This is a genomic window from Desulfosediminicola flagellatus, from assembly GCF_005116655.2.
GTDB lineage: Bacteria > Desulfobacterota > Desulfobulbia > Desulfobulbales > Desulfocapsaceae > Desulfopila > Desulfopila flagellata.
In genome coordinates this window covers 1,690,559-1,714,965 of the sequence record NZ_CP050698.1, presented here as the reverse complement: position 1 = coordinate 1,714,965, position 24,407 = coordinate 1,690,559, and the positions used below count along the sequence as shown (strand labels likewise).

The window sequence follows — 24,407 nt, the reverse complement described above, 5'->3', positions numbered from 1 at the left end:
TCCCCCTCACTCCTTCCCCCTCACTCCTTACCCCTCACTCCTTACCCCTCACTCCTTACCCCTCACTCCTCACTCCTCACTCCTCACTCCTTAGTCCTTAGTCCTTAGTCCTTAGTCCTTAGCCCTTAGCCCTTAGCCCTCAGTCCTCAGTCCTCAGTCCTTAGCCCTCAGTCCTTAGTCCTCAGTCTTCAGTCCTTACCCCTCAGTCCTTAGTCCTTGCCCCTCAGTCCTAGTCCTTAACCCTCACAACCTATACTGCTTAATTTTACGGTACAGAGTTGCTTCTGAAATATTTAAGATCTTCGCAGCCTTCCTGCGGTTATTATCGGCCAGAGCAAGAGCGCTCCGAATTGCCTCCAGTTCATACGAAGCAAGAGTTCCCGCAGGAAGCAATTCTTCAGCATTGGCAGGCGAAGGCTCACCACCAACTGCCGGTGGGAGGTCAGCTGGCCGAATGCAGGACTCACATGCAAAAACCATCGCTCCTTTAAGCACATTTTCAAGCTCTCGCACATTGCCCGGCCAGTCATACGCTTTTATCATCGCCAGGGCTTCGGCTGATACAGTCACATCTTTCCCGCTCGACTGAGTCAGTATACGATCTGCGAGTAGTTCAATATCACCTTTACGCTCCCTTAAAGGTGGCGAAATCAGCGTAACAGGAGTCAGGCGGTAATAGAGATCCTGCCTGAATGTGTTGGCAGAAACTTCATCAAGCAGGTTTCTGTTGGTCGCGGCAACTATTCGAATATCAACAGAGTAATTTCTGGTCGACCCAACCGGTCGAACGATCCTTTCCTGGATTGTTCGCAAAAATTTTGCCTGCACACTCTGCGAAAGTTCACCAACTTCATCAAGAAAGAGCGTACCTTTATCGGCTGCGCGTATCAAACCAAGCGTAGCTGAATCCGCTCCTGTAAATGCACCTTTTGTATGCCCAAACAGTTCCGATTCTATTACTGTTTCACTTATTGAAGCGCAATCAACCACAACAAATGGCTGCTTTGCTCTCGCGGAGTGATGGTGAATTGCCCTGGCAATCAATTCTTTTCCAGTGCCGCTCTCTCCCTGAATAAGCACAGTTGTGTCAGTCGGAGCAACCCGCACAATCATATCTTTGAGTTTGGCCATCGCAGGAGATTCGCCAACCATCTGATCATAGCTGAAAGTTATCGACCTCTGCCTTTCCAGCGCCTTGTTTTTCTGCTCAAGCAGCCACAATTCGTAGATCTGCCCTACACGCTTACGCAATATTTCAGGCGAGGCCCCTTTCTCTAGAAAATCAGAGGCACCATGCTTCAAGGCTTCTACCGCTTCGGCAACTCCACCATGCCCTGTTTGAATAATTACCTTTAGATCAGGTACCTTCTCACAGGCCTTTTTCAATACAGTCATTCCGTCAATGCCAGGCATAAGCAGATCAAGCAACATGAGATCCACTGCTACTCCATCCAGTTTATCCAACGCTTCTTCACCATTCTTTGCTGAAAGGATGACATAATTATATCTGGAGAAGAACCGCTGCAGGGAACTATGCACCTGCTCTTCATCATCGACTATCAATATTGTGAACCGTGAACGCCCTCTGGACATTGTCATCTCGTATTCTCTGATCATTATCGTAACGAAACTCTGTATATATCAAAGTATATGCCTCCCCCAGAGTGATATCCAGAAGTTTCCCTTAAATTCCTTTCAAATATATAGAGCAACTCGGATCATCGTCTCTCAATTTGATAGTCATGCTTAAACTGTACAATCAGCTGGGAATAATTTTTCATATTAATGCCAAACCATTACCTATAAACAGAACATCCTGGCACATCTGTTGCTCTTTAAAGTGAAGAAAACCAGTCCGCAAAGATTCCCACACCCTCCAGGGGACATGGACACATACGCGGAAAACGTACGCAGGAATATTATGAGAACACGATATTTTTCATCCCGATTTCAAAAAGTAATCCCTCCCCTTTTTTTCATACTTATGCTCCTTGCCTCCTGCACACCGTACAGAATTTCGGACAAAATGCCTGATCATGTATTCCAGCAAATGAACGTAGAAGATCTAGCATTACAGCGCGTTCAGGATGAAATTACAGCTAATCAGATTCTCAACAGCAGCACAGAACTTCCGAGGTGGTCAGAGTTGCGCCCTGCTCTCTCCCCCGGTGACCGCCTGCATATTCGTGTTCATAATGGCGACGACTTTAGCGGAATATATGAGGTCGATATTGACGGTGCTGTCAATATCCCGTATCTCCCCTCTCAACACGTTGCCGGACATGATGTTTCGTATGCCGAAACCTTAATAGCAACCGCCCTGGTGGAATCTGGACAGTTCCGCCCATCACGGGTTTGGGTCAGTGTACGCGTGCAACAGTGGGCTTCGATTCAGGTAAATGTAGGTGGAGCAGTATTCAATTCGGGGATAGTAACTATAAATGTTCGCGATGCTGAAGAGCGGACTCAAAAATCAACACAGTATTCCGGTGATTTCCCGCCAGAACGTTTGCTGCCCGCAGCATTACGGAGTGCAGGCGGAGTTCGCCCTGATGCAGCCATAGACACAATCACTTTAATCCGTAATGGTGTATCCAGAATCGTGGATCTGTCCGGAGTCACAGATGGCAGACCTATCCCAGCCATTCCGCTAATGACAGGAGACACCATCGTTGTACCCACGTCCGGCAAAATGGATAGAAAACTGCTCGTGCCATCTATCATCACAGCTCCCGGCATCAGGGTTTTCCTTTCAAACTTAACAGTCCCATCACGAAGCAACGCCACCTCCGCAATCGGTAAAGAATCTACAAGCCTGCCCTACGGCTCGCGCCTTATCACCGCTATGACAGCAGCGAACTGCTTCGGTGGTACAGTATCTACAAATGCTGCAAGGTATGGGGTTCTGGTGCGAAAAAACCCGCTAAACGGCAAGCAGGAAGTAGAAACCCGATCAATAAAGGAACTGCTTATGAACCCTGACAATGATGATATCAACGTATTTCTGATGCCCAATGACAGCGTAGGCTGCTACGACTCCGGTGTCACTAATATCCGCGAAATTGCTAATACGATTTTCGACATTATTGTCCCATTTTCATTATTTTAACAGCATGGCTGAAAGCAGTTCTCCATATGCGCTCTTAAAAGTTTTCGCCCTTAAAGTTCTCAGGTTTGTCACGCACGGCAGCAACTTACCGAGCGTACGCCGTTTTTACATGTACCTCGGCATAACGATCGCCGCCATGATGGTCATCTGGATTCCCGTAGTATTTTTCTTAGTTGGAGTTAAACCGTCATACTACAGTAACTGGACGCTGATTCTGCCAGGCGGCGGTGCCGGGCAGACTGTCTCACTAGAAAGTGTTGGTCAGGCTACCGCAAATGTAAAATCCCCTTACACAAGCCATTCAGTTGATCCAAAAGTTAATTACAAGGCTATAGCTTCAAGTCCTCAGGTTCTGAATGCTGCTGCTAAGGCAGCAGGCCTCAGCAAAGAAGAGTACGGCAAACCTGTGATCAAACTCGTTGATCAAACAGCATTAATTGAATTCCGCCACAGCGGCAGAACCGGAGAAGAGGCATATAATAAATCTGAAGCATTATTTTCCGCCTTTCACTTGGAACTTGAGCGACTACGTAATGATGAACAGGAGCGAACAGAAGAATCCACAAATATGATGCTCAGCGGATTCCGCGACAAACTCGAACAGGCACAACAAGACACTCTTGAATATCAGGCACAATCAAGCATAGTCTCTCTAGAGCAATTCGCCGAACTTACCTTGGGACTTGAACGGGCACGGACTACTCTGCGCGAGATAATAGCGGAACATGACGGTTTGAAAACACAGCTGAAAACACTTCAAGACACCTTGTCAATACAACCCGAAATGGCTTTCGCAGCCATTAATCTGCAAAGCGACCCATTGTATATCGAACTCACTGCAAAATATGCCACAGCAGCAGCGGTACTTGCGGAGGCAAGAGCGCAGTGGGGAGAAAAAAATTTAGCGGTTATCACCGCAAGGGATATTCATGATAAGCTGAAACAGGCCATGCTTTCACGAGTTCTGGATATCTCGGGTCACTCACAGGTTGACCCTGAAAAACTCGCCATGATTGGCAGTTCAGGTGATAAGCAACTGTTCAGCAAACTCATTGAAATGCACAGCCGTCAGCAGGGAATGGCCAGCCAGATCATTACGCTGGAAGCAAGTATCATAACACAACAGGAAATGCTCGAAAAGAGTACCATCGAGGCAAGCAGACTCGAAGATCTCAAGCGAAAACTCCAGGTCGCTACGGCTGTATTCACTACCGCGCTTGCAAGGATTGATCTGGGTAAATCTGATCGTTTCGCAACATACCCGATGGTTCAGTTATTTTCAGCGCCGGAGAAACCGAAAAAGCCCGACATGCTGCCACGAACACTGGCTCTGGTCGGAGCGGCACTCGGCACATGTATTGTTATATTTGGCCTCATACTCTTATGGATACGGAAACCATATCTCCAGAAAATCTTGAAGAACGTATAGTCTGGTACTCTATTCGTGGCACGTACTTCTTTTACCTGATCGGGGCGCTGTATGTCGTCGCCCCGGTCATAGCCTGGGTTATGCTCTTTATCATGCTCATCCGTTACTATCATGAAGGTGGAAGCCATCCCGGCCTGCCTCGTGGCCACATCCCACTGGCTCTATGGATCTGGATAATCGGCATGCTGGTCATGGAAATCAGCCTCATTATGGGCCATATCAATTTTGACCTCGGAGTAGGCAAAATCATTAAATCTTCAGTTGGGTGGGCTAAAGGATGGGCTCTGCTTGCCATATTTCCTCTACTGGGTTGCCTGAATATCCGATCTAAACTTATTTACAGAGCTGCCAATCATGTCTGTCTGCATACACTGCTGCTCTTACCTCTGTTTGTCGGGGCATGGGTTGTCGGTTTACCTCAGACGCTTTGGGTTTCACCACTCAAAGCAGTTGGCGGTCCCGGTCCTGAATTTTTTGCTCTGAACCTCTATGAAATCGACCCGGGTTCGGGTACTCCACGCTGGCGATTGTTTACCCCATGGGCCCCAGCTCTCGGTTTTGTAGCGAATATATTTTTCATATTCGCCTTGCAGGACGAATCACGCAAATGGAAAATTATAGGTATCGTCGCTTCGATTTTCATGGTGCTGATGTCGCAATCCAGACTGGCCCTGATCGCAATCGTAATGGTGTGGCTTATTGTACGGGTCATAGCCTTTATTCGGCATCCGGCCACTCCGTTTATTGTTGGCGCTGCAACGGGAATAATCGGTCTTATCAGTATCACCCTTTACGAGCTGGTCAACCAGTTCTGGCAGGCTTTTCGCGCTGCCCGTGCAGGGTCGTCACGTGTTCGTGAAGCACTCGGCAGAATCGCTGTTGATAGATGGCAAAATGAGGCACCGATCTGGGGGCATGGAATTGTTGAACGCGGGCCCCATCTGGTTGAATTCATGCCGATCGGGTCACATCACAGCTGGTACGGATTGCTTTTCGTCAAAGGTATTGTGGGCTTCTGCGCACTACTCATACCCATGGCTTTTGGCATGCTGCAACTCATATGGTGGAGCGGTGAAATGGCCATAGTCAGGGTTGGGTTAGGCATGATGATGCTGCTCTTTATGTATACCTTCGGTGAAAACCTCGAAATACTGGCCTATCTGGTATGGCCTGCTCTGATGATTATAGGTATGGCGCATCGGGACATCCTGATCGCTTCCCACGCGAAACTGTCAAAACAATCACCACCCCCGGAAGGAGAACCGACATGCCCGAAATAAGTGTAATAATGCCGGTCTATAATGTTGAACGCTTTGTCGCAAAAGCAGTACAGTCCGTTCTCGACCAGACATTTACAGATTTTGAACTGCTTATTATAGACGACGTATCACCGGACAGCAGCATCTCCATTTGCGAAGAGTTTAATGATCCCCGCATCAAAATCATCAGGCACACGATAAACCGTGGGCTTGCCGGAGCCCGCAACACAGGTGTCCGAAACGCACAAGGTGCTTTTCTTGCTTTTCTTGACTCTGATGATTGCTGGCACCCTGACAAACTCAGCCTCCACCATAAACATCTTGTCTCACATCCCGAAGTCGGCATCTCATTTAGCCGCTCGGCATTCATTGACGAAGATGGTACGCCTAATGCATGCTATCAAATGCCGCGTCTAAAGGACATTGAACCTGGCTACTACCTTTGCCGTAACCCGATAGGCAACGGTTCTGCACCAGTTATACGACGCGAAGTATTTGATGCCATCCGCTTCAGTTTCGTTTTTGAAGGTGAAGAAGAAGACTGCTATTTTGACTCGGAATTACGACGCTCAGAAGATATCGAATGCTGGATACGGATCGCAATCACCACCGACTGGGTCATCGAAGGTTTACCCGAGGCACTTACCTTCTATCGGCTCAACGCCGGAGGGTTATCTGCCAACCTGCTTAAGCAGCTTGAATCCTGGGAGCAGGTTATCAGCAAAACGCGAACATATGCCCCTGAATTTATAGATAAATGGGAAAATCGTGCACGGGCGTTTCAGTTAAGGTACCTGGCACGACAGGCAATCCGCCTGCGCGACGGACGTATGGCCACAAAACTTGTACATCGTGCTCTCGCAACAGATCCGCAGATCCTGTTTCAGGAACCGGGTCGCACCATACTCACTCTCGGTGCATCATATCTGCTGCTGATCTGCCCGCAAAAATTGTATCTGTCCATTGAAGGTATTGCCCAAAAATTGATAGGAAAGCTTCAGGCCAGACGCATCGAACACGACCTGGAATCCCATCCTTCATGAATTACGCAACGTGCAAACCATAAAGTAATTCATTGCCAGGAGACCAGATATGCCGACTACCCAGATAGAAAGCACAAACTCGGAAAACCAGAGCAATAATGAAGGTTCACGTTCGCTGATCAAATCAGTGATACGTGTTCTTTTTACCCGCGGTCTTGGCCCGGTCAGCTCATTTGTTCTGATGTTTTTGCTGGCACGACTTCTGGGAGCGGAAGCAAGTGGTGCATTTTACCTCTCAATTACAATGATGATGCTGTTATCAATCCTGGCAAAATTCGGATTTGACACCGCACTGCAACGCCTCGCCGGAATAGCGGTAATGCTGGAGGACTGGGCCAAGGCCCGTGCGATTTATCGAAAATCGATGATAATCAGTTTCCTGTTCAGTCTGATACTTGCCGTTGCAATACTGGCTCTCTCACCAATACTTGCACCGGTAGTCCTGAAAAATTCCGAATATGCCAACGTACTCAACGTTATCAATATAAGCATAATCCCTTTTTCACTCCTTGGCATACAGGCCGCAATGCTCAAAGCGATGGGTAAACCCGCCTGGGGTGGGTTCATTGAAGTGGCTGCCCTTCCTACCATGACCATTCTTCTTTTAAGCGTTGTCTCGGTCTTCACCACATTCAGCGCATTGTCAGTGAGTATCTGTTACCTGGCAGCAACCGTTTTTACAGCACTGCTCGGTTGGATTGTCGTTCAGAAATCATTTCCTGCCAGTGCAGGTGTTACCATTGTCAGTACACGGTCACTGCTCGCAAGCTGCATTCCGCTAACGCTTATTGAACTGATGAATTACGGAATGCTCTGGACCCCTTTTCTCTTTTTAGGCATCTTCTCCGACGGTGCGGAAGCAGGCAGTTATAATGTAGCCTATCGCCTTTCAGCTCAGCTTGGTCTGTTAATAATCGTTTTGTCATCAATCACCGCCCCGCGCTTCGCCTCCTTTCATGATGCTGATGACATGACAGGATTCATGGATCTGGCCCAACGCTCAACGCGCATGCTTGTGCTCCTTGGCATCTTTCCTGTCGGGATATTAGTTTGCTGGCCGGGATTCATTCTTAATATCTTTGGTACAGAGTTTACCGCGGCAAGCACTTCGCTTGTGATTCTTGCGGCCGGCCAGATGTTCAACCTCGTTACAGGCCCTGTCGGCTATCTGCTCGCAATGACAGGAAATGAAAAAACACTTCGTAATATTCTGATTATAACAACACTACTTACCATCATCCTTTCAGCCGTACTTATCCCAACCTTCGGCGCTTCGGGTGCCGCAATGGCAGTGAGCATTTCGATGGTTTTCAATAACCTTGCCTGCTGTTTTCAGGTTCAGAAACGGTTGAATCTTCCATTTTTATTAGTATTCGGCTCCCGTGCTGGAGCAGGAGGTTGATATGAATTTTAGGCCTGTGTTTATAAGCGGCTGTGACCGTAGCGGCACCACAATGCTTGGCGACATGCTCGGCTGCACTGAACAGACAATCACCACACCTGAATCTCAGTTCTTTCATGAGATGCTGCTGCATTTTCAACTTGAAGCATTTTCCTCCCCTGAAGAAGTTGCACACTGGCTCGTTGATAATTTTCGTTTTGCGGCCTGGGGATTACAGGCAAGCGAAAAAGAACTGGCAGAGGTCATCAATATAGATAAACCACGCGAAACTATTGAGGGTATAATCAGACTCTATTTGATGCGGGTTCAGCCTGGCAAAACTCAAGCAGGTGTGTGGATTGACCACACTCCAGATAATTTCAAGTATTACGCATTATTAAAATCAGTGTTCCCGGATGCCCGTTTTATTCACATCATTCGGGACGGACGTGCTGTATGCGACTCGTTCAGGCATCTGGACTGGGGCCCCAACAATGCCTACAGCGCCTCTCGTCACTGGGCAGAGCGGCTACAGCAGGCCCTGATTGTAGAATTTGTGGAATCAGATAATTGCCAACGCGTATTTTTCGAAAAACTCGTTAAAGATCCTGAAAAGAACTTAGAAGAACTCTGTATATTCGCAGACATTCCATATACAGATACCATGGTGAACGGTGGTGGGCTTGTTATCCCCGGCTTTACCGAAACACAGCACAAACTGGTAGGTAAACGACCACAGGCTTCAAAGGCTGATGCGTGGCGAGCAAACCTCAGCCAACAAGAACTACGTGATTTCGAGAGTTACCCTTTCTCCAGGTTATTACTAGAAAAACTTGGTTACGATCTCACTTTTGATCAAATGCCGACTCTATCAAGAACCCGTATTCTCACCCGCTATTGTCATGAATTTGTATGCTATCTCCGCAATCGAAACAGGCATCGAAATATGGAAAACAACGTTGTGAGCAGTTATCAGAAATCTCCTAAATAGTGTCTGAACGAAAAAACTGCACGTTTTTGAAGTTTAAAGTGGCCGATAATTTTAACCGGAATACTACTCAAAGTATTTTGAGAATTACAATTCGAAAGCAACGAAGCAATTGGGGAAATTGGCGGTTTTCTGTCGGGTACTAAGTAGTGTGCAATGCAAATATGTTGGGTTGAAAGGTTAGTTGCGCGCAAAAAGCCTGATTGAAAGCCTGAAGCATCGTTTCATATTCTTGGCCCTAAACCACTTTCACTGGCTGTTTTCCCCTCAACCAGGCAGGGAAGTCGACAACCAACGAAAGGACTATAAAGGATTTCGTAATGACATCCCTCTCCGCAAAGCAGTCAAAACCATCTAAACTGCTCTTGGTAATCGATGAAGACCCGGCTGTTATCTCCCTCTTCAAAAAACTTTTTGAACCGGAACTCACAGTGTTGACGGCTATTAATGCAGAACAAGGATATTCTGTACTGTTACAGGAGTTTGTAGGTGTATTGATATGTAACGAAAATCTGGCTGGTGAGAGTGGGTTACAATTTATGAGTAGAATAGTAAATGAGTTCAAACACCTTCAACCCGTACTGATGAGTGAAGGAATTGATGAAGACCTGCTCTATTTTGCTGTAAACGAAGTTGGTGTTCTTAAATATATCAAAAAACCCTTACATGAAGACGATATTAAGAAATCAGTTTCAGGCGCCTACGAACATCATGTCAAATCAGTGGAAACTGATACGATAACCACTGAATACCTCCGTATTCTAGAAGAAATTAAAGGCCTCCCCTACATTGCACAGAGATTCAGAAAGGCAACCGTCTCAATACTCTCAAACATCTGGACAACAGCTCTTGCAGCATCCGGTACAATAATCATGGTGTTCATGCTGTTTTTAACTATTGGAATCACAGTTCTTATTGCTCTTTATTTAATGAAGACTTTTCTAGGAATAAATGTGTTCGCCGATAGTCATATGCTGGATTTCTTGTAATTGGGGTTATCTCATTATACTACTCGTATAAGAGTTCATAATGTGCATTTCCATCCCAAAACTACTCATTTGGTTCAACACCAAGGCGCGTATGAGATTTTTACCGTAGGGATACTTTTGATATCTCGGAGTCTCGTTCCTCACTTACCTGAGGATAAAAATCTGACATGCAACGCTGAACTTGAACCAAAGGGCAGTTTAGTATGAAAACCAGGTGAGAATACAACAAGACAACCCCTGAATTGTTTGACGTTAATCGCTCTTTTTCACATCTGAAAAAAGATGGGAAAAATCATCCGGCTCTTCGGTATCATCGTTGTCCTCAACCCACACCTCTCGCTTTTTCCGCTCAATTTCTTCGCGCGCCTCTTTAAAACGACGTTTAAAATAGCTCTCGGGAAACGAAGGATCAGCGAAATAGCCGAGCATATTTTCCCGAGCCCGGTTGACTATTTCTGCGATCAACGGTTCCTTTTCCTCCTCTGAAATAAAATTCCGCTCATTGAGATTGGTAAGGACTATCTCTGAACCTAAGGTAGCACGAATCTCGTCTATCAATTCCGGCTCTCCACTCACCAGACTCCAAAATGCTTCAGAGACAGGAACAACTGCATCATAGCGCACGTTAACCTGCCAGCGATCGCCGGCCACCCTGCGGGATTCATTATAAAACCGTACAACAACGCCGTTTGCCAATTCTACATCTTCCAGGTGTTTCAGTTCAGCTTCCATTTCTTATAACAACCTCATTACTTCGCACGGTTCCGACATATAGCAGAACCCTATTGTTTGCCCATCATCGGACATCTAGATATTCTATTCGTGTAACGGTAGGCTCACCGGGGAGCCTCAGCAGGCTCGGTGAGAAAACAGGTAGCTTTAACATTTTTACGATCTTTAATCCAAGTAGTTACTGAATGTTGTGCTAAAAAATACACGGCAACTCCTTGCATTACAATTTGCACAACAGTAAGAATTGGACCAACACGATCAGAAAACAGTTCTATTGTAAGAAAAAGTACTGCACCAAATATACTTACGATGGTGAGAACAATAAATGACCATCTGGCCAAATTATGCTTTTTTAAGATTAAAAAGTAAGTTTTAAAAAAAAGGAGAGCCCTATAGCAATTTCCTTACCATGCGCGTACTGCATTTTTAATGCAGGATCATATTGAAATTGAGGCGGAAAATTACAAGGTAGGTTTAACTATGTGTCCATTATTATGGGTCAATATTAGTATAGAATTGACTATTATCTGTAAAACGCCCGATAAACTGCTCCCACTTCTTAACAGCCTTTTTCCAATAGCATTTTTGCACAAACCCAAGATTTTTTCTATGCATTACCGTATTTTCTTACCAAACAGGTAAAAAGTTTTTTTGACAGTTTTTGGAAAAGTTATTTCTGGGTTAATAGACTTCAAAACTTTAAACATCTTATTAACGCTATTTCCATAATTCATACTTATTTCATGAAAATCAGAATTTTCCATAAGCACCCCTGTTTTTACAATGGATTTTCCTCCACTTGAATGAGTTTGTCTATGCTCAATTCTTTTAATATCTTCAATTTTCACAGTGAAGGACCATGACATACTTTCGGGATAGCTTATTGAGAGTTCTTTGCTAGTAATAAATGCCTCGTATGTTGCAGGATTCTTGATAAGCCACCATGCGACATAAAACAATATAATTGCAACCGATGAAAATGCGATCACGATTATATCGTGAACACCTTCAGGTATATTAAAATCAGTATAGTATTCAACTAGATAAAGTGCAGCTATATACCCTAAAAGAACAATCCCCATTCTGATAAACAGAAAAGACCGTTGCTTCCGTGTCTTCTTAAAATAATATAAATATTTTTCTGATTACCCACAAAGCTCAGCCACTCTTATAAGCTTTTGTGGCATCGGTGGAGTTCTTAGAGCCACGTAAGTGAATCTGGGTAGCAGCTGTCGCAGATCAAACCTGCGATTGAAACGATAACAAAATTCAGCGAGGTATCGCCCAAAGTGTTTTTTGCTGATTGCGTGGAATGTACCATGGAATGACCTCTTAACGTTGCCGATGATAGTATTAACCCACTTGAAATCAGCAATTTTAACACTTTCAGGTCCACCTCCTGTGATAATTACTTTGTGAGAAAAACCTGCATCATCAAGGCCTTCAAAACCGAGAAGGCCGTCGGTGACAACTTCGCTGCCATTACAAAGATGTTTAGCTGCCCAATCAATGATAGCTTTCTTTGTAAAGGAGGCAACTTGGCTAAAACGCATATGAAGTGGATGACCATTCTCATTCGTTGAAACTGCAGCAACAAAAGGTATTTTGTCTGTTGCCCCGCGGCCTCTGCGACCATCACGTTTTTTGCCGCCCCAATAAGCGTCGTCAACTTGTACAAGGGTTGCTGAAATAGGTTTTGAATCGTCTCGTTCTTTCATAACCTGTTGTATTTTATGCTTGATCAATAAGGCTGTATTATAAGAGACACCAACAGTTCTCTTCAAACTCAGAGCGGAGATGCTAATTTTAGATTGTGTGACAAGATAAATACTGAGAAACCAAGTAGTCAACGGCAACTTAGTCGAGTCAAAAATCGTTCTGGCAGTCACTGAAACCTGAGATCGGCATCTGTTACACTGCATGAGTTTTCTTGATTTTAAGGTGCAATAGCGATCGTGGCCACATTCTGGACATTTAAATCCATTAGGCCAACGCCATCTGAAAAGTGCTTGATAGCACTGTTCTTCAGAACCGTATTTTGAGATAAACTCTTGCAAGCTGAGACCTGGTTGGAACTGGATTGAATTTTTCGCCATATTTACCTCCATTTGTTTAGTGGTATGGAGGTAGTGTAACAGGACAGGGTACTCATATAGTGATACCCCTAAAAAAATAGCTGAGCTTTATACGTAATCAGAAATATTTTTCAGGCATAAAGGTTTTGATTTAGAGTTACATATCGTCCAACTCAACGGGAAATTGGAGCGCAGCGTAAATCGATCCGCTACAGCTGATCGTTATAAGTAATTTACTCCGTACTTTATTTGAATAAAGTCGTTTGCGAACGTAGTTGCCTTAGAGCCTATTAGTTTAACGTGGTTATCTAGTTTACCAAAAAGCGGGATGCCACCTCCTAATAATACGGGCGCTCTAGTTATTGTCATCTCATCGATGAGCTTAAGATTAAGAAATGATGTAATTGTAGAGCCACCATCAATATAAGCATGTTTTAACCCTTTGCTTTCTAGTTCTTTTACCAAGTCATTAATTTCACCAGAGAACATTTCTACCTTACCCTTTAAGTTTTCGGGTGGTTCTTTTATCGTGTTGCTCACAACAACGATATGAATATCACCGTAAGGCCATTGTTCGGGAGATAAATTCATACAAGAAATCATTTCCATGCACTTCCGCCCCATTACCATGCAATCAACCGAGGCCATAAAAGCGCCAAAACCCATGTCTGGATTATCGCCCATATCAACTTCTGGATTGCCAGCACTATGGAGCCAGTCGACAGCTCCTTCGGTAGTGGCAATGTAACCATCAGCACTTGTTGCAATATAGACCGAGCATTTCATTTCTAGTTCCTATGCGTGATGCTGAGATTGCTTTTTAACGTGGAGCTAACAGGTTACTGGCACCCGAGAGTTACGCAACAATCTATACACTGTTGCATTACAATATGGGTTTTAAGAACGAATCGGTAGCCTGACAGCAATCCTTGTTGAGTGCTATGTTATTCAAGTATATCTTATTCTATTCGCTTAATAATTTCTTTTTAGACAACTCATATTCTTGCTCTGTCAAGGCGCCTGAATCATATAGAGATTTAAGTTCAGTTAATTTTTCTACGACGCCTTTTTGTTTATTAACGAATTTATACTCGTGTTTACAATTAACATTCATTATAGCAGAAATAATATCTCGTCCATGATCTATAATTTCAATTTCATCCCATTTGGGAAGTTCAATTTCTTTATTCATAGATTCAGCATGTTCTCTTGCAGCATTATTTATCACCCTCATGCATCCAATGAAACCATTTTTGCTGTTTCTTACAAATTGATACTCGTTGTAGTGTCCTGCTACTATAAAACCAGTTTTTGTTTCTTTTATGCTGTACTCGTGTCCATTCTCTGTTTTCTCAACAGAGCCCACATGTGTTGTTGTTGTAGAGCAGGAGCCGACGAGAAATAACAAAATTATAGGGAATATATGTTTCATGCTTGAGCCTCATTTTATTGAATTACATTGAATTCACTGGTATCGCACTGTTTGCGGCTGGAGTAGTACAATAAGTGCAACAGACTGAAATTTAAAAGTGAGTGAGTTGAAAGTATGGTGTCAGCTCTCACACTTAACCAAGGTCTGTTATGAACAAACAAAACAAACACTACAATCAACTCACTCAAGAACCAAGATACCAGATTTCCGGGCTTCGTAAAGCAGGGATGTCATTGAGGACCATCGCACTAAAGGTTGGCGTTCATTTTAGTACAATAAGTCATGAACTTCGAAGAAATGCCACCGTCGACGGTTATAATCCTAAAACGGCTAGAAATGACAACCTAAAATTGACCACCTGTGATCACTGAATTTTGACCACCCAAAATCTTAATAAGAGAACTGAAACCGGGTGATGTTTCAGTAGTGTTGTTCAGCCCTTCCCAGCATCAAAAGAGGGAGCCCTTGGGCGGCGACCGGAGTTGCTGCTGGGAAGGGCTGAGGGGCACCTATGTTTCAGCGTTCGTGTTCATTGCAAGGCTTTGCTTGAGTCGGTAGCTTTCCCAGGTGCAAGAAATAATGTGTGCTTTGTGAGTCAAGCGATCGAGTAAAGCATTAGTCATTATCGGGTCAACAAAGACCTGTGACCAGTCCGCAAAGCCAAGATTGGTTGTAATTATCACCGAGCTTTTTTCATGACGTTTCGCCAAAACCTGGAAGAGAAGTTCCGTTCCTTCTTTACTGAATGGGATGTAGCCCAGTTCATCAAGAATCAAAAGTTCATATCTGTTATAGCAAGCCAGTAAGCATTGTAGGGCACGCTCTTCACGGGCCTCCAGTAATTCATTCACCAGGCCATAACAGCTGACAAATCGTGTACGGATATCGTTTCGACAGGCCTCAATCCCAAGTGCCGTTGCCAGATGGCTCTTTCCCGTGCCGCTGCGACCCATAAAAATGATATTACGGTTCTCTTTGAGATAGTCACACGTTGCCAGTTGACGCAGTAATCTGAGATCAAGACCTCCGGCTGCCTCAGTATCAAAGCCGTCTAGCGTTTTGACTAAAGGGGATTTTGCTTCGCGCATTCGTCGTTTTAAACGGTTTGCAGTTCGATGCTGTAACTCTACGCTCGTCAGATCGAGGAGGAAATCCGCATAATCTGTTCCTGCTTCGCGTGCTTGACGAATCTGAACGTCTATTTCTTTTCGTATAGTTGCGAGTTTTAACTTTTTAAGATTTTCCCGGAGGGCAAAAGTGGCACTATTCATCACTGTACCTCCCCTAACTGGCCATACACTGTGAGATCCGGCGGTGCACTGCTTTCCCAGCCGACTACCGGAGGAATGATCCGTTCGGGCGTATTGCTGTAAATGAGAATATGCAGGATCCCTTCACTACTCTTGATGCCGTGCTCCAGAGCGACTGTCACTGCATGTTCAATGGCTTTCTCATCATAATCCCGATACAGCATAAGAACGTTAAGAAAATCCTTTGTTCCACCGCTCATTCCCGAACTTTTCTGGAACCGCTCAAGAAGCGTATTGAGGCACGTCGGCCACTGTTTACGCCATTCGACTATGGGCCGAGCGGAATCAAACGCTTGTGGTCGTTGTTGGATTAATTCAAGATAGTGATCAGGGACAAGGCTCCACTTATTGATGTTGAAGAGTCGTGTATGATCCGCCACTTTTTTCCCATTGAAATAGATAGATATCCTATCTACAGTCAGCTGTACTTTAACCGGATAAACAGCATAACGGCTTGGCACGGAATATCGATTTTTATCAACAATAACAGTTGAATACTTGTCAGCTCTTCCAGGCTGTAGCTGGATATTGCTGAACGGGACGGAAGGTTGTGACAGCAGCGATTGAGGCTCTTGCTCAAACAAACTATCCACGCTTTGTTCTCGACCGGAAATCGTGTGACTCCCGTAACGACGGCAGCTTTCAAGCAACTTATCGTTCAATTCTTCAAGGCTGGCAGCTTCGGGTACCGGAACCATATAGTTACGTCGTACAAAGCCTACCATGCCTTCTACGCCACCTTTTTCGTGGCCTTTGCCTGGGGTGCAGAACCGCGATTCGTAATTGTAATACGCCCGAAATTTCTGGAAGCTTTCTTGCTCTTTTCTCTTTTTACCTTGCAGTACTTTGCGCACTGCCGTTGTCAGGTTGTCATAAATCAGTATTGAGAAAACTCCACAGAAAAAGGCGAATGCATGGATGTGCGCATCGAAAATTGCCTGTTGTCGCTCACAAGGGTACATGCGGACAAAATGCTTTCCTGATTACTTTGACCGCATACAAAAATACTTGAGACGAACAGACACGCCAGCAATAACCGCGTTTGCAGTACCCCAATCAACCTCGGCCTCCCGTCCGACTGCCGGGTCACACGGAATAAAGGCACCGGGACTGTCTATGCCGAGTTTAACTTTTGCCAGACGAACATACCGACGTACTGTTGACTCCCCACCAGTGAAATCACATTCCGAGACTAAGCGGTTATAAATGCGGCGAGCCGTATGCCGTTATTTCTTCGGTTGCCCTTTGTCGGACTCAAGCCATCCATCAATAATTGCAATGAATGGATCTAAGGCTGGAAATGGTTGACGAGATCGTTCCTTGTAGCTCCATGGCTCGCCTCGTATGGCTTTCTTGATCGTATTGCGACTATGTCCCGTCAGTCGTGAGAGTTCACTGATGTTCTGGTTGTAATTACGATAGGCGGTGCGAATGAGTTCATACTGGTCCACGTTTAGCAACTCCTTCCCCCCTTTATGATTTTTTCAAATCATAGTAGCAGAGGGACTGCTTTAGGTGGTCAATTTTCGGCTAGCACAACTAAAGGTGAGTGCTCATACTTTTCGTCATACTTTTGCCACCCATCTTCTGCAGCGAGGTAATGATATCAGAACTATTCAGGCGCTGCTAGGACACAATGATATTGCTACAACAATGATCTATCCCCATGTACTTCATCAGGGTGGCCATGGAGTGCTAAGCCCGTTAGATGACCTTGATCTATATCCGGGATAAATGTCAATAGAGGTTACTCCTCGCACCCAAACGCCTTTATCTCAAAGTGTACTGTAAGGCATTTTCGGAAAACAGAGGGCAGGCATGATTAGCTCAAAATATTAAACTAAAATGGATGGAGGAGACTCGTGTCATGTCATGTGTCAGATGTGGTAATACTGTGAAGTTTTTTCTCTTCCTGCAAGGCATGACTGATGGAGCATAGCAGCGCTATGTAACTGAAGGAGTAACGAAGTCAGGAAGTGAAAAGGGCGAGCAGAATTAGACACCTGATGCATGACAGGACTCGAGTTAAACCTGAAATAAACATACATCATTATTTTTCTTAAAATAGCTGCAAATTCGAAAAACACAGTGCAACATCAGCGAGCCATCTCTTCAACGTGTTGTGGCTCTTAAAACAATGCGGGCAATTCGTTTCACAGCAGCATCAACCACCAGCAAGTTTTGCCTGATAGCCGGCCTTGATCAGCGCAGCCACCAGCACATCTCTATGATCACCCTGAATTTCAATCGCACCGTCCTTAATCGTCCCGCCAGTACCGCACTGCTGCTTGAGTTTTTTGGCGAGTTGCTTCAGTTCGGCTCCTGCAAGTGGAAGTCCGGTAATTATGGATACACCACTCCCTTTACGTCCTTTGGTCTGACGGCTCACGCGCACTACACCATCACCTGCAGGGGTACTGTTTTTCTTACTACAGCAACACTGTTTGGCAGGATGGCCGCACCCCGGACACATCTTCCCTTTATCGGTTGAATATACAAGACCTGATGTTGCTCTTTTGGATGTATATTTTGCCATGACTCAACCTTTATTTGCCGGTTCATTATGTTGTTGTTTTTGTGGCTGTGACTGTGGTCCTTTAGGCGGGTTCTTTTTGCCAAAGCTCATAACTTCGCCCGGCTTCCCATTATCATTGAGTCGCAGTGGATGAGAGGCGTTCTGACATTTCCAGTAATAAAATTTGGAATTATTCTGCGATTGAACAAGCGTGACCATCTGCTTGCACCCTTTCTCAGGGCATGGAACCTTAGGAGCATTCGGATCAACTATAGGCTGCCCCGGTGTTCCATTGTCATCTCGTAACAGTGGGCAATTCCCTTCTTTACCTGTCGAGCAGGCCCAGAAATAATTCCCCATTTTTCGATTACTTTCATATCGGATGAGGTAACCTTTTTTGCAATGCGGGCATTCCGGCCCTGTTTCAGGCCTGTCCATAAATGCTGCACCAGGAGCACCATTAAAATCTGAGCGCAAAGGGCACCCTTTGTCCTGACCTGAATTACATATCCAGAAATACTTTCCTTTCTTGTTTTTCGATTCAAGCCGTGAAAGACGATCACCACATAAGCAGCGATAGATTTTACCTGTTACTTCCTCTGAGAATCTCGTGGCCAGAGCGTACTTGACCATATTGGACATACGTTTAGTCAATTCTGCAATAAACTCTTCCCGTCCCAGTTCCCCCTCACAGATTCTATCGAGTGCATCCTCCCAGATTGCTGTCATACCCGGGCTTTTCAACGATGGATGAATTTTGGCAATGAGTTCTCTACCAAGTGGAGTCGAGATAAGTATCTTGCCTTTTTTCTCCAGGTAATTCCTGTTCTGCAGTTCGGTTATTATATTGGTACGGGTAGCTGAAGTGCCGATTCCGGAGTTCTCTTTCAACCGTGCTTTAATGACAGGGTCTTCTACATATTTATGCACCTCTGTCATAGCCACCTGCAGAGAACCTTCTGTAAACCTGCTGGGTGGTTTGGTAGATTTCTGTTCCTTGTCTACCTTATCAATTGAAACAGGATCACCCTTTTTAACTTGAGGCAGAAATTTTTCTTTGGTCTGCTGATCGTTGAGTGCCATCCAGCCCTGTTCTTTAACCTTGATACCATTGCCCTTCCATAATTCATCTTTCACGTCGATGATAATGGAACTCGAATAGTATTTGTAATCTGGATAGAACTGTTTCAAAAAACGTTTCGCGACCAAGAGGTAGATATTCTGTTCATCAGGAGTGAGATTCCTGGGCATTACCTCGGTAGGGATAATACCATGATGTGCTTCAGCGCCCTGTTTTTTGGTATCCCACGCAGGTGACTGAATGGTTGGGTCTGCTTCATGAGCGCCTTCAATATTCTGGTCCCTGAGTGTCTTTAATACACTTGGTGCATCTTCAAACATCTCATTAGGCAGATAGCGGCACTCAGTACGCATATAGGTCAGCACCTTATGCTTTTCATACAACCCCTGCCCTAACTCAAGGGTTTGTTTAGGGGAATAACCAAATTTATCTTCGGCTTTCTTCTGGAGATCTGAAAGCAGGAATGGCAGCGGCGGTTTCTTGACCTTTAATGAATCTTTTTTGCTGGTAACAACACCATCCTGGCCCGTTACCTTTAAGGCAATCTGCTCTGCTACCTTCGGATTGACAAGACGACCTTCAGGATCAAGTCCCGGTGCCAGTTCGTTTGGCTCCCAGGTGGCAAGATATTCACCGTTGACGTGGTTAACAGTTGCCCGCAACACCCAATATGGCTTTTTGGTAAATTGCTCAATCTCACGGTCTCTATCGACTACCAGAGAGAGCGTTGGTGTCTGAACTCTTCCTGCAGAAAGCACTGTATTCTGCTGAGCAGCAGCAAGAGTGAGGCCACGAGTGACATTAATACCAACCAGCCAGTCCGCATTGGATCTGCAGATTGCAGCATCCTTGATGTTTTTAAATGCGTTATTGTCACGCAGGTTTGCAAAGCCTTTCTTTATGGTTCGCACATCAAGTGCCGAAATCCATAATCGTTCAGCAGGTCCGGTGTATCCCAGATAGTCGAGGACCTCATCAATAATCAGCTGACCTTCACGCTCCGGGTCGCCTGCATTAATGACATTGTCCGCATTTTTTAGAAAATTCTCAATTATACGAAGTTGTTCCCGCGAACGGGGGATGGGTTCAAGAATCCACTTCTCAGGTATGATCGGTAGATCTTCTGAACGCCATCGCTTGAAACGAGGATTATACACATCAGGATCAGCCTGTTCCAGAATATGGCCGACACACCAGGTACAGATAATGTCATTTTTGCACGAAAAAAAACCTTTTCCCCGGCGCTCTATCCCCAGGAAAGTGGCAAGATCTTTTCCAACACTCGGTTTCTCTGCTATAAGCAGCGTCATTCCCATTTACTACACTCCAAATTTAAAACATCGTCGTGATATATTCCACAGATCAGGAGGCTGTCAGATTGAGCATTTCCTATCTCAATCCAAGGCATTGGCAGATAATTAAGCGCAGCCATATAACTCTATTTACTAGCATTATTTCTTCGACAATAACACTGGGTTGAGGAAAAAGGGTTTAGTCCGACAGTCTACTAGAGCGACATTCCTAACCCAATTAGTCGTAAAAATCAAAAGGACATTTACACTATATTAGAATTTAGTCAGATCGAAAATACTGCTTCCACCAAAAGTCGATACACGCAGAACTCTCGCTAATAGACTAATCATGCTGAAAATGGTAAACAGTGCTGCGATAGTAAAACTCTGTAGAGTTCCGGAAAATGATTATGTATTACGAATTATGATATTTATTGAGAGATAAAATGGAAAGATTATTAGTTATCACTGCTTCAGGCGCTATCGGGACGCTGATGTTTGTTTGGCTCTCATGGATGCTTCGCAAACAGACAATGAAAGACTATGTGATGGCCAACCAGTGGCTAATGCATCCTAATTCTATTTGTTACTGGCGTTCTGGTATGGCCATTGTCGGATTTTTTCTCTACTTCATGAGTAATTTCCAATCACTGGCTATTTTCATCTTCACCATTGCAGCCATCCTTGATGGGGTTGACGGTATGGTTGCCAGAAATTGCAATCTGGGAACGAGATGGGGAGAAACGCTTGATCCCTTCTGCGATAAACTAACCTACCTCCCACCTATGCTTGGTTTTGCCTATGTCGGTATATTATCGACACATCTTGTCTGGATACTCATAGGTATTGAGGTAGCTGGTCAATTCTTTGCGCGTCGCATTCTTACAGCACTCAAGATTTCAGGAGCGGCCAATAACTTTGGGAAAATTAAAGCAATTATTTGCTTTGTGCTTGTAATTTTCTGCGCTTTGATTGATGAAAATCCTCATCTCATTAATATCGGCGATGAAGTTCTTCTTGCCTGTATTATTTTAGCGGGAGCCTCTGTTGCCTTCAAATTCATTCCGAACAGACTTTATGCTGACATTCTTTCGACGCTCAACTTCATCTGCGGTATTACCAGCCTTGTTTTAACCCATGAGCTGCGCTTTGGTTATGCCATTTGTGTGATTATTGTCGGACAGCTCTTTGATCTGTTTGATGGCAGAATGGCAGAAAAACATGGTGGTACCAAATACGGACCATACCTTGATGACATAGCCGATTTTGTCAGCTTTGGTCTAGCCCCGGCTTATGTTATTTATCAGTCCGGCGGCACACTGGCCTGGTTATTCGGCCTTATATTCATTGCGGCAGTTGCCTATCGCCTGATCAGGTTTGTAACCGTCGACAAGCTTCGTACCGATCTGCCTGATGGAATTTTTAACGGCTTGCCCAGCCCTGCAGGTGCTCTGATCGTTCTTGGCGCTGCTCTTGTTATGCCTCCACACTTCCTCGCAGCAGTAGCCATCATCTCATCAGGCCTGATGATTAGTCATATACGTTTTGCACACTTCGGTCGAATTATTTTAAAACAGATTCCCCGACCACTATTCTTTCTGATCAGTTCCACTATTATCGTCGCACTTGTTTTTGTGCTCAAGACAAAAAATGTTCAAATGTTTGGATACCTTATCCTCTCATCGGTCATTATTTACATGGTTATTGGGCACAAATGGAGAGATGCAGGTCAAAGCACCTGAAGTTCAGATTAAAACGATAAACCGCAATGCAACCCTGCACTGCGGTTTATTATCTCCCTTTTCATCATTACGCTTCAGCAAACCAGCTCAACTCAATTTTACTTAATATACTTTTAAGAATTTTGAATACTGAGATATGGCACCCGCTTATATCACAATCTACCAGCAGCTATGATACAAAAATACTCTTAGGGATACCTAAAGTAATCATGCAGATACCCTTATCAGAAACCAATCTTCACTATTTATATTGTTTCTTGCAAAGAGTGTCTTTTCGCCCATTGCATTCATCTCCACTTGACCCACAGCCTGACTTTCCCCGTGACAGATCAGCACAATGTCTTACAATGTGAGATATGCTTTCCACCATATCGACATCGTAAACTATGTGTTTTTGCCGAGGCGGAAACCACCTAAAAAATACAGCAACACTCTGTCATTATAGAAAGACCTGACTGGTTGCCCAGCTTTAACCGTATAAGACAATGTTTCAGCCTATTGATTATTTAGAACCCAAACAGCCCCCAAGATCGGTAAATGAAGTAGTAAACATACTTTTTGAAGACCTTCAGTTACGTGACAGGGTCACTATGGCCAAGATGTCAGAGCATGAACTTGATTCTGCTGTCTACCTGACAATGGCCAAGTCAATTCGGGAAGAGTTCGGCCTGTACAATGGTAACGATCACCTCATCTCCTCCTGCCGCTCATACCTTGGCAGGGATTATGATGACTATGAAGATCCCGCCATGGTAATTATCAAAGAACTCTGGAAAAGAATTCGGGAAAATCATCACCTGCGGCTCGTTAAAGCCTGATCTGACAAGATCACTTATACGAGATCAAATAACGGATATTTGCGACTTAACAACGTTGAATTGCAACGTTCATCAGAGCCCCGCAAATTATCAAAAAGCGGTGTTCTTCCGGGAACTGTTTCAACACGATCAGATCACCACCCTATAGGCGGGGTGATATCAGCCAGAGCGTTCCCAAGCTTTTGAAGAAAACTTCTTTTCATGATTTTCCAGCTACTGAGGTTGGTTGTGTCCTTTCAGGTAGATCAGGAAAGAACGGGAGCCGTATTTTTCTAAGAGCTCCTGCTGCCTGCCTCTCATACTCCAGAACACAACGACCTGATCTATTCTTTCCTAACTCCTCACGATACTAATCTGAATTCCGGTGATAACTATTAAAGAATATCACAAAAAAAATAGCAGCTCGCCTTGATTGAAGGCAAACTGCTATAGCTAAGATCTTGTAAAAATATAGTCTACGAAACTACATACGGATTTTTGATTCAGTTTTTTCCGGTTTCTTTTCCAGATGTTTATATCTGTTACAGGCGGAATACGCAAAACGGTCAATAATATGCTGCAGGTCGGAAGTATTCCATAACTCTTTAAAAGCTTCCTTAGAGGTTATGGCCTCACCCAGGTTATATTTTCCGCACTCATCGCTATCTGGATTGTGATTGAGCTTTATGTCTTCGAATACCGCGTTGATTTCTCCTTCAGTTGCTCTGCTTAAAAGTTCGAGAATCGTGTGAGCAAAAAAATTCCTCACGTCCTCGGTCGATTCCGCTGCACCTATCTGCTGCCTGAAGGCTGGCAATAGTTCCTTTTCAATCTTCGAAAACGAATGCTGGACCGTCATGTAAACTCCTCCTGTCGGATTTGACACCAAGAAATCGAAATTGCGACCTGATCCGGCCACAAAACAACCTGGTAGATACTTAAAAAATGCGAGTACCTTGTGACAACATCGTGGAGATGTCTTTTCAAATGTATATTCCACCAAAGCTACTGTCAACTCAGCACCTCCAGGGAATTTCTAAAAACATCATTCCGGAGTTCAAACGCAGAGCACAAACGCACAAATACGGATCATATTGTTCAAAGTTTAATTTTTCCAGCCCTGTTCCTTTTCAATACAACTTTCTCTGCGCTATACTATTTTAAGGTTATTACAAAACACCTGATGGTTACAACTTCCCATGTCAGGTAATTGAAAAACTCTCTTCTGGTGGA

The 24,407-nt window shown here is 44.5% G+C and carries 21 protein-coding genes and 2 pseudogenes; 11 read left to right on the top strand and 12 right to left on the bottom strand.

What is annotated here, in order from left to right:
• Positions 1–243 precede the first annotated feature (243 nt).
• Positions 244–1,599: a sigma-54-dependent transcriptional regulator gene (locus tag FCL46_RS07160; protein ID WP_167505846.1), complete on the bottom strand. Its 1,356-nt coding sequence runs from the start codon at positions 1,597–1,599 to the stop codon at positions 244–246.
• A 427-nt stretch (positions 1,600–2,026) separates the two neighbouring features.
• Between FCL46_RS07160 and FCL46_RS07155 the strand changes: the two genes are divergently transcribed.
• From FCL46_RS07155 to FCL46_RS07125, 7 genes are all read left to right on the top strand, one after another.
• Positions 2,027–3,109, top strand: a complete 1,083-nt coding sequence (locus FCL46_RS07155; RefSeq protein WP_167505845.1) for a polysaccharide biosynthesis/export family protein — start codon at positions 2,027–2,029, stop codon at positions 3,107–3,109.
• A gap of 4 nt (positions 3,110–3,113) precedes the next feature.
• The gene (locus tag FCL46_RS07150) at positions 3,114–4,538 is read left to right on the top strand and encodes a GumC domain-containing protein (RefSeq protein WP_136806946.1); all 1,425 of its coding nucleotides are present in this window, start codon (positions 3,114–3,116) and stop codon (positions 4,536–4,538) included.
• On the top strand, positions 4,493–5,818 hold the full coding sequence (locus tag FCL46_RS07145) for an O-antigen ligase domain-containing protein (RefSeq protein ID WP_136806945.1): 1,326 nt from the start codon (positions 4,493–4,495) through the stop codon (positions 5,816–5,818). Before FCL46_RS07150 ends, FCL46_RS07145 begins: the two co-directional genes overlap by 46 nt.
• Positions 5,806–6,840: a glycosyltransferase family 2 protein gene (locus tag FCL46_RS07140; protein ID WP_136806944.1), complete on the top strand. Its 1,035-nt coding sequence runs from the start codon at positions 5,806–5,808 to the stop codon at positions 6,838–6,840. Before FCL46_RS07145 ends, FCL46_RS07140 begins: the two co-directional genes overlap by 13 nt.
• A gap of 49 nt (positions 6,841–6,889) precedes the next feature.
• Positions 6,890–8,242 carry an oligosaccharide flippase family protein gene (locus tag FCL46_RS07135; RefSeq protein WP_136806943.1) on the top strand — a complete coding sequence of 451 codons (1,353 nt, stop codon included), beginning with the start codon at positions 6,890–6,892 and terminating at the stop codon, positions 8,240–8,242.
• Position 8,243: 1 nt separating this feature from the next.
• Positions 8,244–9,212 carry a sulfotransferase family protein gene (locus FCL46_RS07130; protein ID WP_136806942.1) on the top strand — a complete coding sequence of 323 codons (969 nt, stop codon included), beginning with the start codon at positions 8,244–8,246 and terminating at the stop codon, positions 9,210–9,212.
• 317 nt (positions 9,213–9,529) lie between these two features.
• The gene (locus FCL46_RS07125; protein ID WP_136806941.1) at positions 9,530–10,198 is read left to right on the top strand and encodes a response regulator; all 669 of its coding nucleotides are present in this window, start codon (positions 9,530–9,532) and stop codon (positions 10,196–10,198) included.
• A gap of 252 nt (positions 10,199–10,450) precedes the next feature.
• Here the strand turns inward: FCL46_RS07125 and FCL46_RS07120 are convergent, their stop codons facing one another.
• The 5 genes from FCL46_RS07120 to FCL46_RS07100 all read right to left on the bottom strand — a co-directional run bounded on the left by FCL46_RS07120 (position 10,451) and on the right by FCL46_RS07100 (position 14,437).
• Positions 10,451–10,930, bottom strand: coding sequence for a hypothetical protein (locus FCL46_RS07120; RefSeq protein ID WP_136806940.1), 480 nt, complete (start codon positions 10,928–10,930; stop codon positions 10,451–10,453).
• A 614-nt stretch (positions 10,931–11,544) separates the two neighbouring features.
• Positions 11,545–12,012: a hypothetical protein gene (locus FCL46_RS07115; protein WP_136806939.1), complete on the bottom strand. Its 468-nt coding sequence runs from the start codon at positions 12,010–12,012 to the stop codon at positions 11,545–11,547.
• A gap of 63 nt (positions 12,013–12,075) precedes the next feature.
• Positions 12,076–13,026 carry an IS1595 family transposase gene (locus tag FCL46_RS07110; RefSeq protein ID WP_176371594.1) on the bottom strand — a complete coding sequence of 317 codons (951 nt, stop codon included), beginning with the start codon at positions 13,024–13,026 and terminating at the stop codon, positions 12,076–12,078.
• 201 nt (positions 13,027–13,227) lie between these two features.
• Entirely contained in the window at positions 13,228–13,791 is a 564-nt protein-coding gene (locus tag FCL46_RS07105; protein ID WP_136806937.1) for a dihydrofolate reductase family protein, read from the bottom strand.
• Positions 13,792–13,969: 178 nt separating this feature from the next.
• Positions 13,970–14,437: an SHOCT domain-containing protein gene (locus FCL46_RS07100; protein WP_136806936.1), complete on the bottom strand. Its 468-nt coding sequence runs from the start codon at positions 14,435–14,437 to the stop codon at positions 13,970–13,972.
• Between the two features lie 149 nt (positions 14,438–14,586).
• Between FCL46_RS07100 and FCL46_RS07095 the strand changes: the two are divergent.
• Positions 14,587–14,769, top strand: a pseudogene (locus FCL46_RS07095) (helix-turn-helix domain-containing protein); the annotation flags it as partial.
• 177 nt (positions 14,770–14,946) lie between these two features.
• Here FCL46_RS07095 and istB read toward each other — a convergent pair.
• The 3 genes from istB to FCL46_RS27930 all read right to left on the bottom strand — a co-directional run bounded on the left by istB (position 14,947) and on the right by FCL46_RS27930 (position 17,198).
• Positions 14,947–15,708, bottom strand: a complete 762-nt coding sequence (istB, locus tag FCL46_RS07090; RefSeq protein ID WP_136806934.1) for an IS21-like element helper ATPase IstB — start codon at positions 15,706–15,708, stop codon at positions 14,947–14,949.
• Entirely contained in the window at positions 15,708–16,709 is a 1,002-nt protein-coding gene (locus FCL46_RS07085; RefSeq protein ID WP_217909577.1) for a Mu transposase domain-containing protein, read from the bottom strand. The genes istB and FCL46_RS07085 overlap by 1 nt, the downstream gene beginning before the upstream one ends.
• 264 nt (positions 16,710–16,973) lie before the next feature.
• Positions 16,974–17,198, bottom strand: a complete 225-nt coding sequence (locus tag FCL46_RS27930; protein ID WP_217909576.1) for a hypothetical protein — start codon at positions 17,196–17,198, stop codon at positions 16,974–16,976.
• 91 nt (positions 17,199–17,289) lie between these two features.
• Between FCL46_RS27930 and FCL46_RS07080 the strand changes: the two are divergent.
• A pseudogene (locus tag FCL46_RS07080) lies at positions 17,290–17,481 on the top strand (tyrosine-type recombinase/integrase); the annotation flags it as partial.
• Between the two features lie 430 nt (positions 17,482–17,911).
• Here FCL46_RS07080 and FCL46_RS07075 read toward each other — a convergent pair.
• Together FCL46_RS07075 and FCL46_RS07070 are read right to left on the bottom strand one after the other, a co-directional pair.
• Positions 17,912–18,283 carry a translation initiation factor Sui1 gene (locus FCL46_RS07075; protein WP_136806932.1) on the bottom strand — a complete coding sequence of 124 codons (372 nt, stop codon included), beginning with the start codon at positions 18,281–18,283 and terminating at the stop codon, positions 17,912–17,914.
• Between the two features lie 3 nt (positions 18,284–18,286).
• On the bottom strand, positions 18,287–20,659 hold the full coding sequence (locus FCL46_RS07070) for a DNA topoisomerase 3 (RefSeq protein WP_136806931.1): 2,373 nt from the start codon (positions 20,657–20,659) through the stop codon (positions 18,287–18,289).
• A 422-nt stretch (positions 20,660–21,081) separates the two neighbouring features.
• On the opposite strand from FCL46_RS07070, the gene FCL46_RS07065 reads away from it, so the two are divergent.
• Positions 21,082–22,377, top strand: coding sequence for a CDP-alcohol phosphatidyltransferase family protein (locus FCL46_RS07065; RefSeq protein WP_136806930.1), 1,296 nt, complete (start codon positions 21,082–21,084; stop codon positions 22,375–22,377).
• A 485-nt stretch (positions 22,378–22,862) separates the two neighbouring features.
• Entirely contained in the window at positions 22,863–23,195 is a 333-nt protein-coding gene (locus FCL46_RS07060; protein ID WP_136806929.1) for a hypothetical protein, read from the top strand.
• Between the two features lie 463 nt (positions 23,196–23,658).
• Here FCL46_RS07060 and FCL46_RS07055 read toward each other — a convergent pair whose 3' ends face one another.
• Positions 23,659–24,033: a hypothetical protein gene (locus tag FCL46_RS07055; protein ID WP_136806928.1), complete on the bottom strand. Its 375-nt coding sequence runs from the start codon at positions 24,031–24,033 to the stop codon at positions 23,659–23,661.
• Positions 24,034–24,407 lie beyond the last annotated feature (374 nt).

Coding starts and splice junctions, on each gene's coding strand:
- FCL46_RS07160 (WP_167505846.1), bottom strand. CDS start 1,599: ATGACAATGTCCAGAGGGCGTTCACGGTTCACAATATTGATAGTCGAT.
- FCL46_RS07155 (WP_167505845.1), top strand. CDS start 2,027: ATGCCTGATCATGTATTCCAGCAAATGAACGTAGAAGATCTAGCATTA.
- FCL46_RS07150 (WP_136806946.1), top strand. CDS start 3,114: ATGGCTGAAAGCAGTTCTCCATATGCGCTCTTAAAAGTTTTCGCCCTT.
- FCL46_RS07145 (WP_136806945.1), top strand. CDS start 4,493: ATGGATACGGAAACCATATCTCCAGAAAATCTTGAAGAACGTATAGTC.
- FCL46_RS07140 (WP_136806944.1), top strand. CDS start 5,806: ATGCCCGAAATAAGTGTAATAATGCCGGTCTATAATGTTGAACGCTTT.
- FCL46_RS07135 (WP_136806943.1), top strand. CDS start 6,890: ATGCCGACTACCCAGATAGAAAGCACAAACTCGGAAAACCAGAGCAAT.
- FCL46_RS07130 (WP_136806942.1), top strand. CDS start 8,244: ATGAATTTTAGGCCTGTGTTTATAAGCGGCTGTGACCGTAGCGGCACC.
- FCL46_RS07125 (WP_136806941.1), top strand. CDS start 9,530: ATGACATCCCTCTCCGCAAAGCAGTCAAAACCATCTAAACTGCTCTTG.
- FCL46_RS07120 (WP_136806940.1), bottom strand. CDS start 10,930: ATGGAAGCTGAACTGAAACACCTGGAAGATGTAGAATTGGCAAACGGC.
- FCL46_RS07115 (WP_136806939.1), bottom strand. CDS start 12,012: ATGGGGATTGTTCTTTTAGGGTATATAGCTGCACTTTATCTAGTTGAA.
- FCL46_RS07110 (WP_176371594.1), bottom strand. CDS start 13,026: ATGGCGAAAAATTCAATCCAGTTCCAACCAGGTCTCAGCTTGCAAGAG.
- FCL46_RS07105 (WP_136806937.1), bottom strand. CDS start 13,791: ATGAAATGCTCGGTCTATATTGCAACAAGTGCTGATGGTTACATTGCC.
- FCL46_RS07100 (WP_136806936.1), bottom strand. CDS start 14,437: ATGAAACATATATTCCCTATAATTTTGTTATTTCTCGTCGGCTCCTGC.
- istB (WP_136806934.1), bottom strand. CDS start 15,708: ATGAATAGTGCCACTTTTGCCCTCCGGGAAAATCTTAAAAAGTTAAAA.
- FCL46_RS07085 (WP_217909577.1), bottom strand. CDS start 16,709: ATGTACCCTTGTGAGCGACAACAGGCAATTTTCGATGCGCACATCCAT.
- FCL46_RS07075 (WP_136806932.1), bottom strand. CDS start 18,283: ATGGCAAAATATACATCCAAAAGAGCAACATCAGGTCTTGTATATTCA.
- FCL46_RS07070 (WP_136806931.1), bottom strand. CDS start 20,659: ATGGGAATGACGCTGCTTATAGCAGAGAAACCGAGTGTTGGAAAAGAT.
- FCL46_RS07065 (WP_136806930.1), top strand. CDS start 21,082: ATGGAAAGATTATTAGTTATCACTGCTTCAGGCGCTATCGGGACGCTG.
- FCL46_RS07060 (WP_136806929.1), top strand. CDS start 22,863: ATGTTTCAGCCTATTGATTATTTAGAACCCAAACAGCCCCCAAGATCG.
- FCL46_RS07055 (WP_136806928.1), bottom strand. CDS start 24,033: ATGACGGTCCAGCATTCGTTTTCGAAGATTGAAAAGGAACTATTGCCA.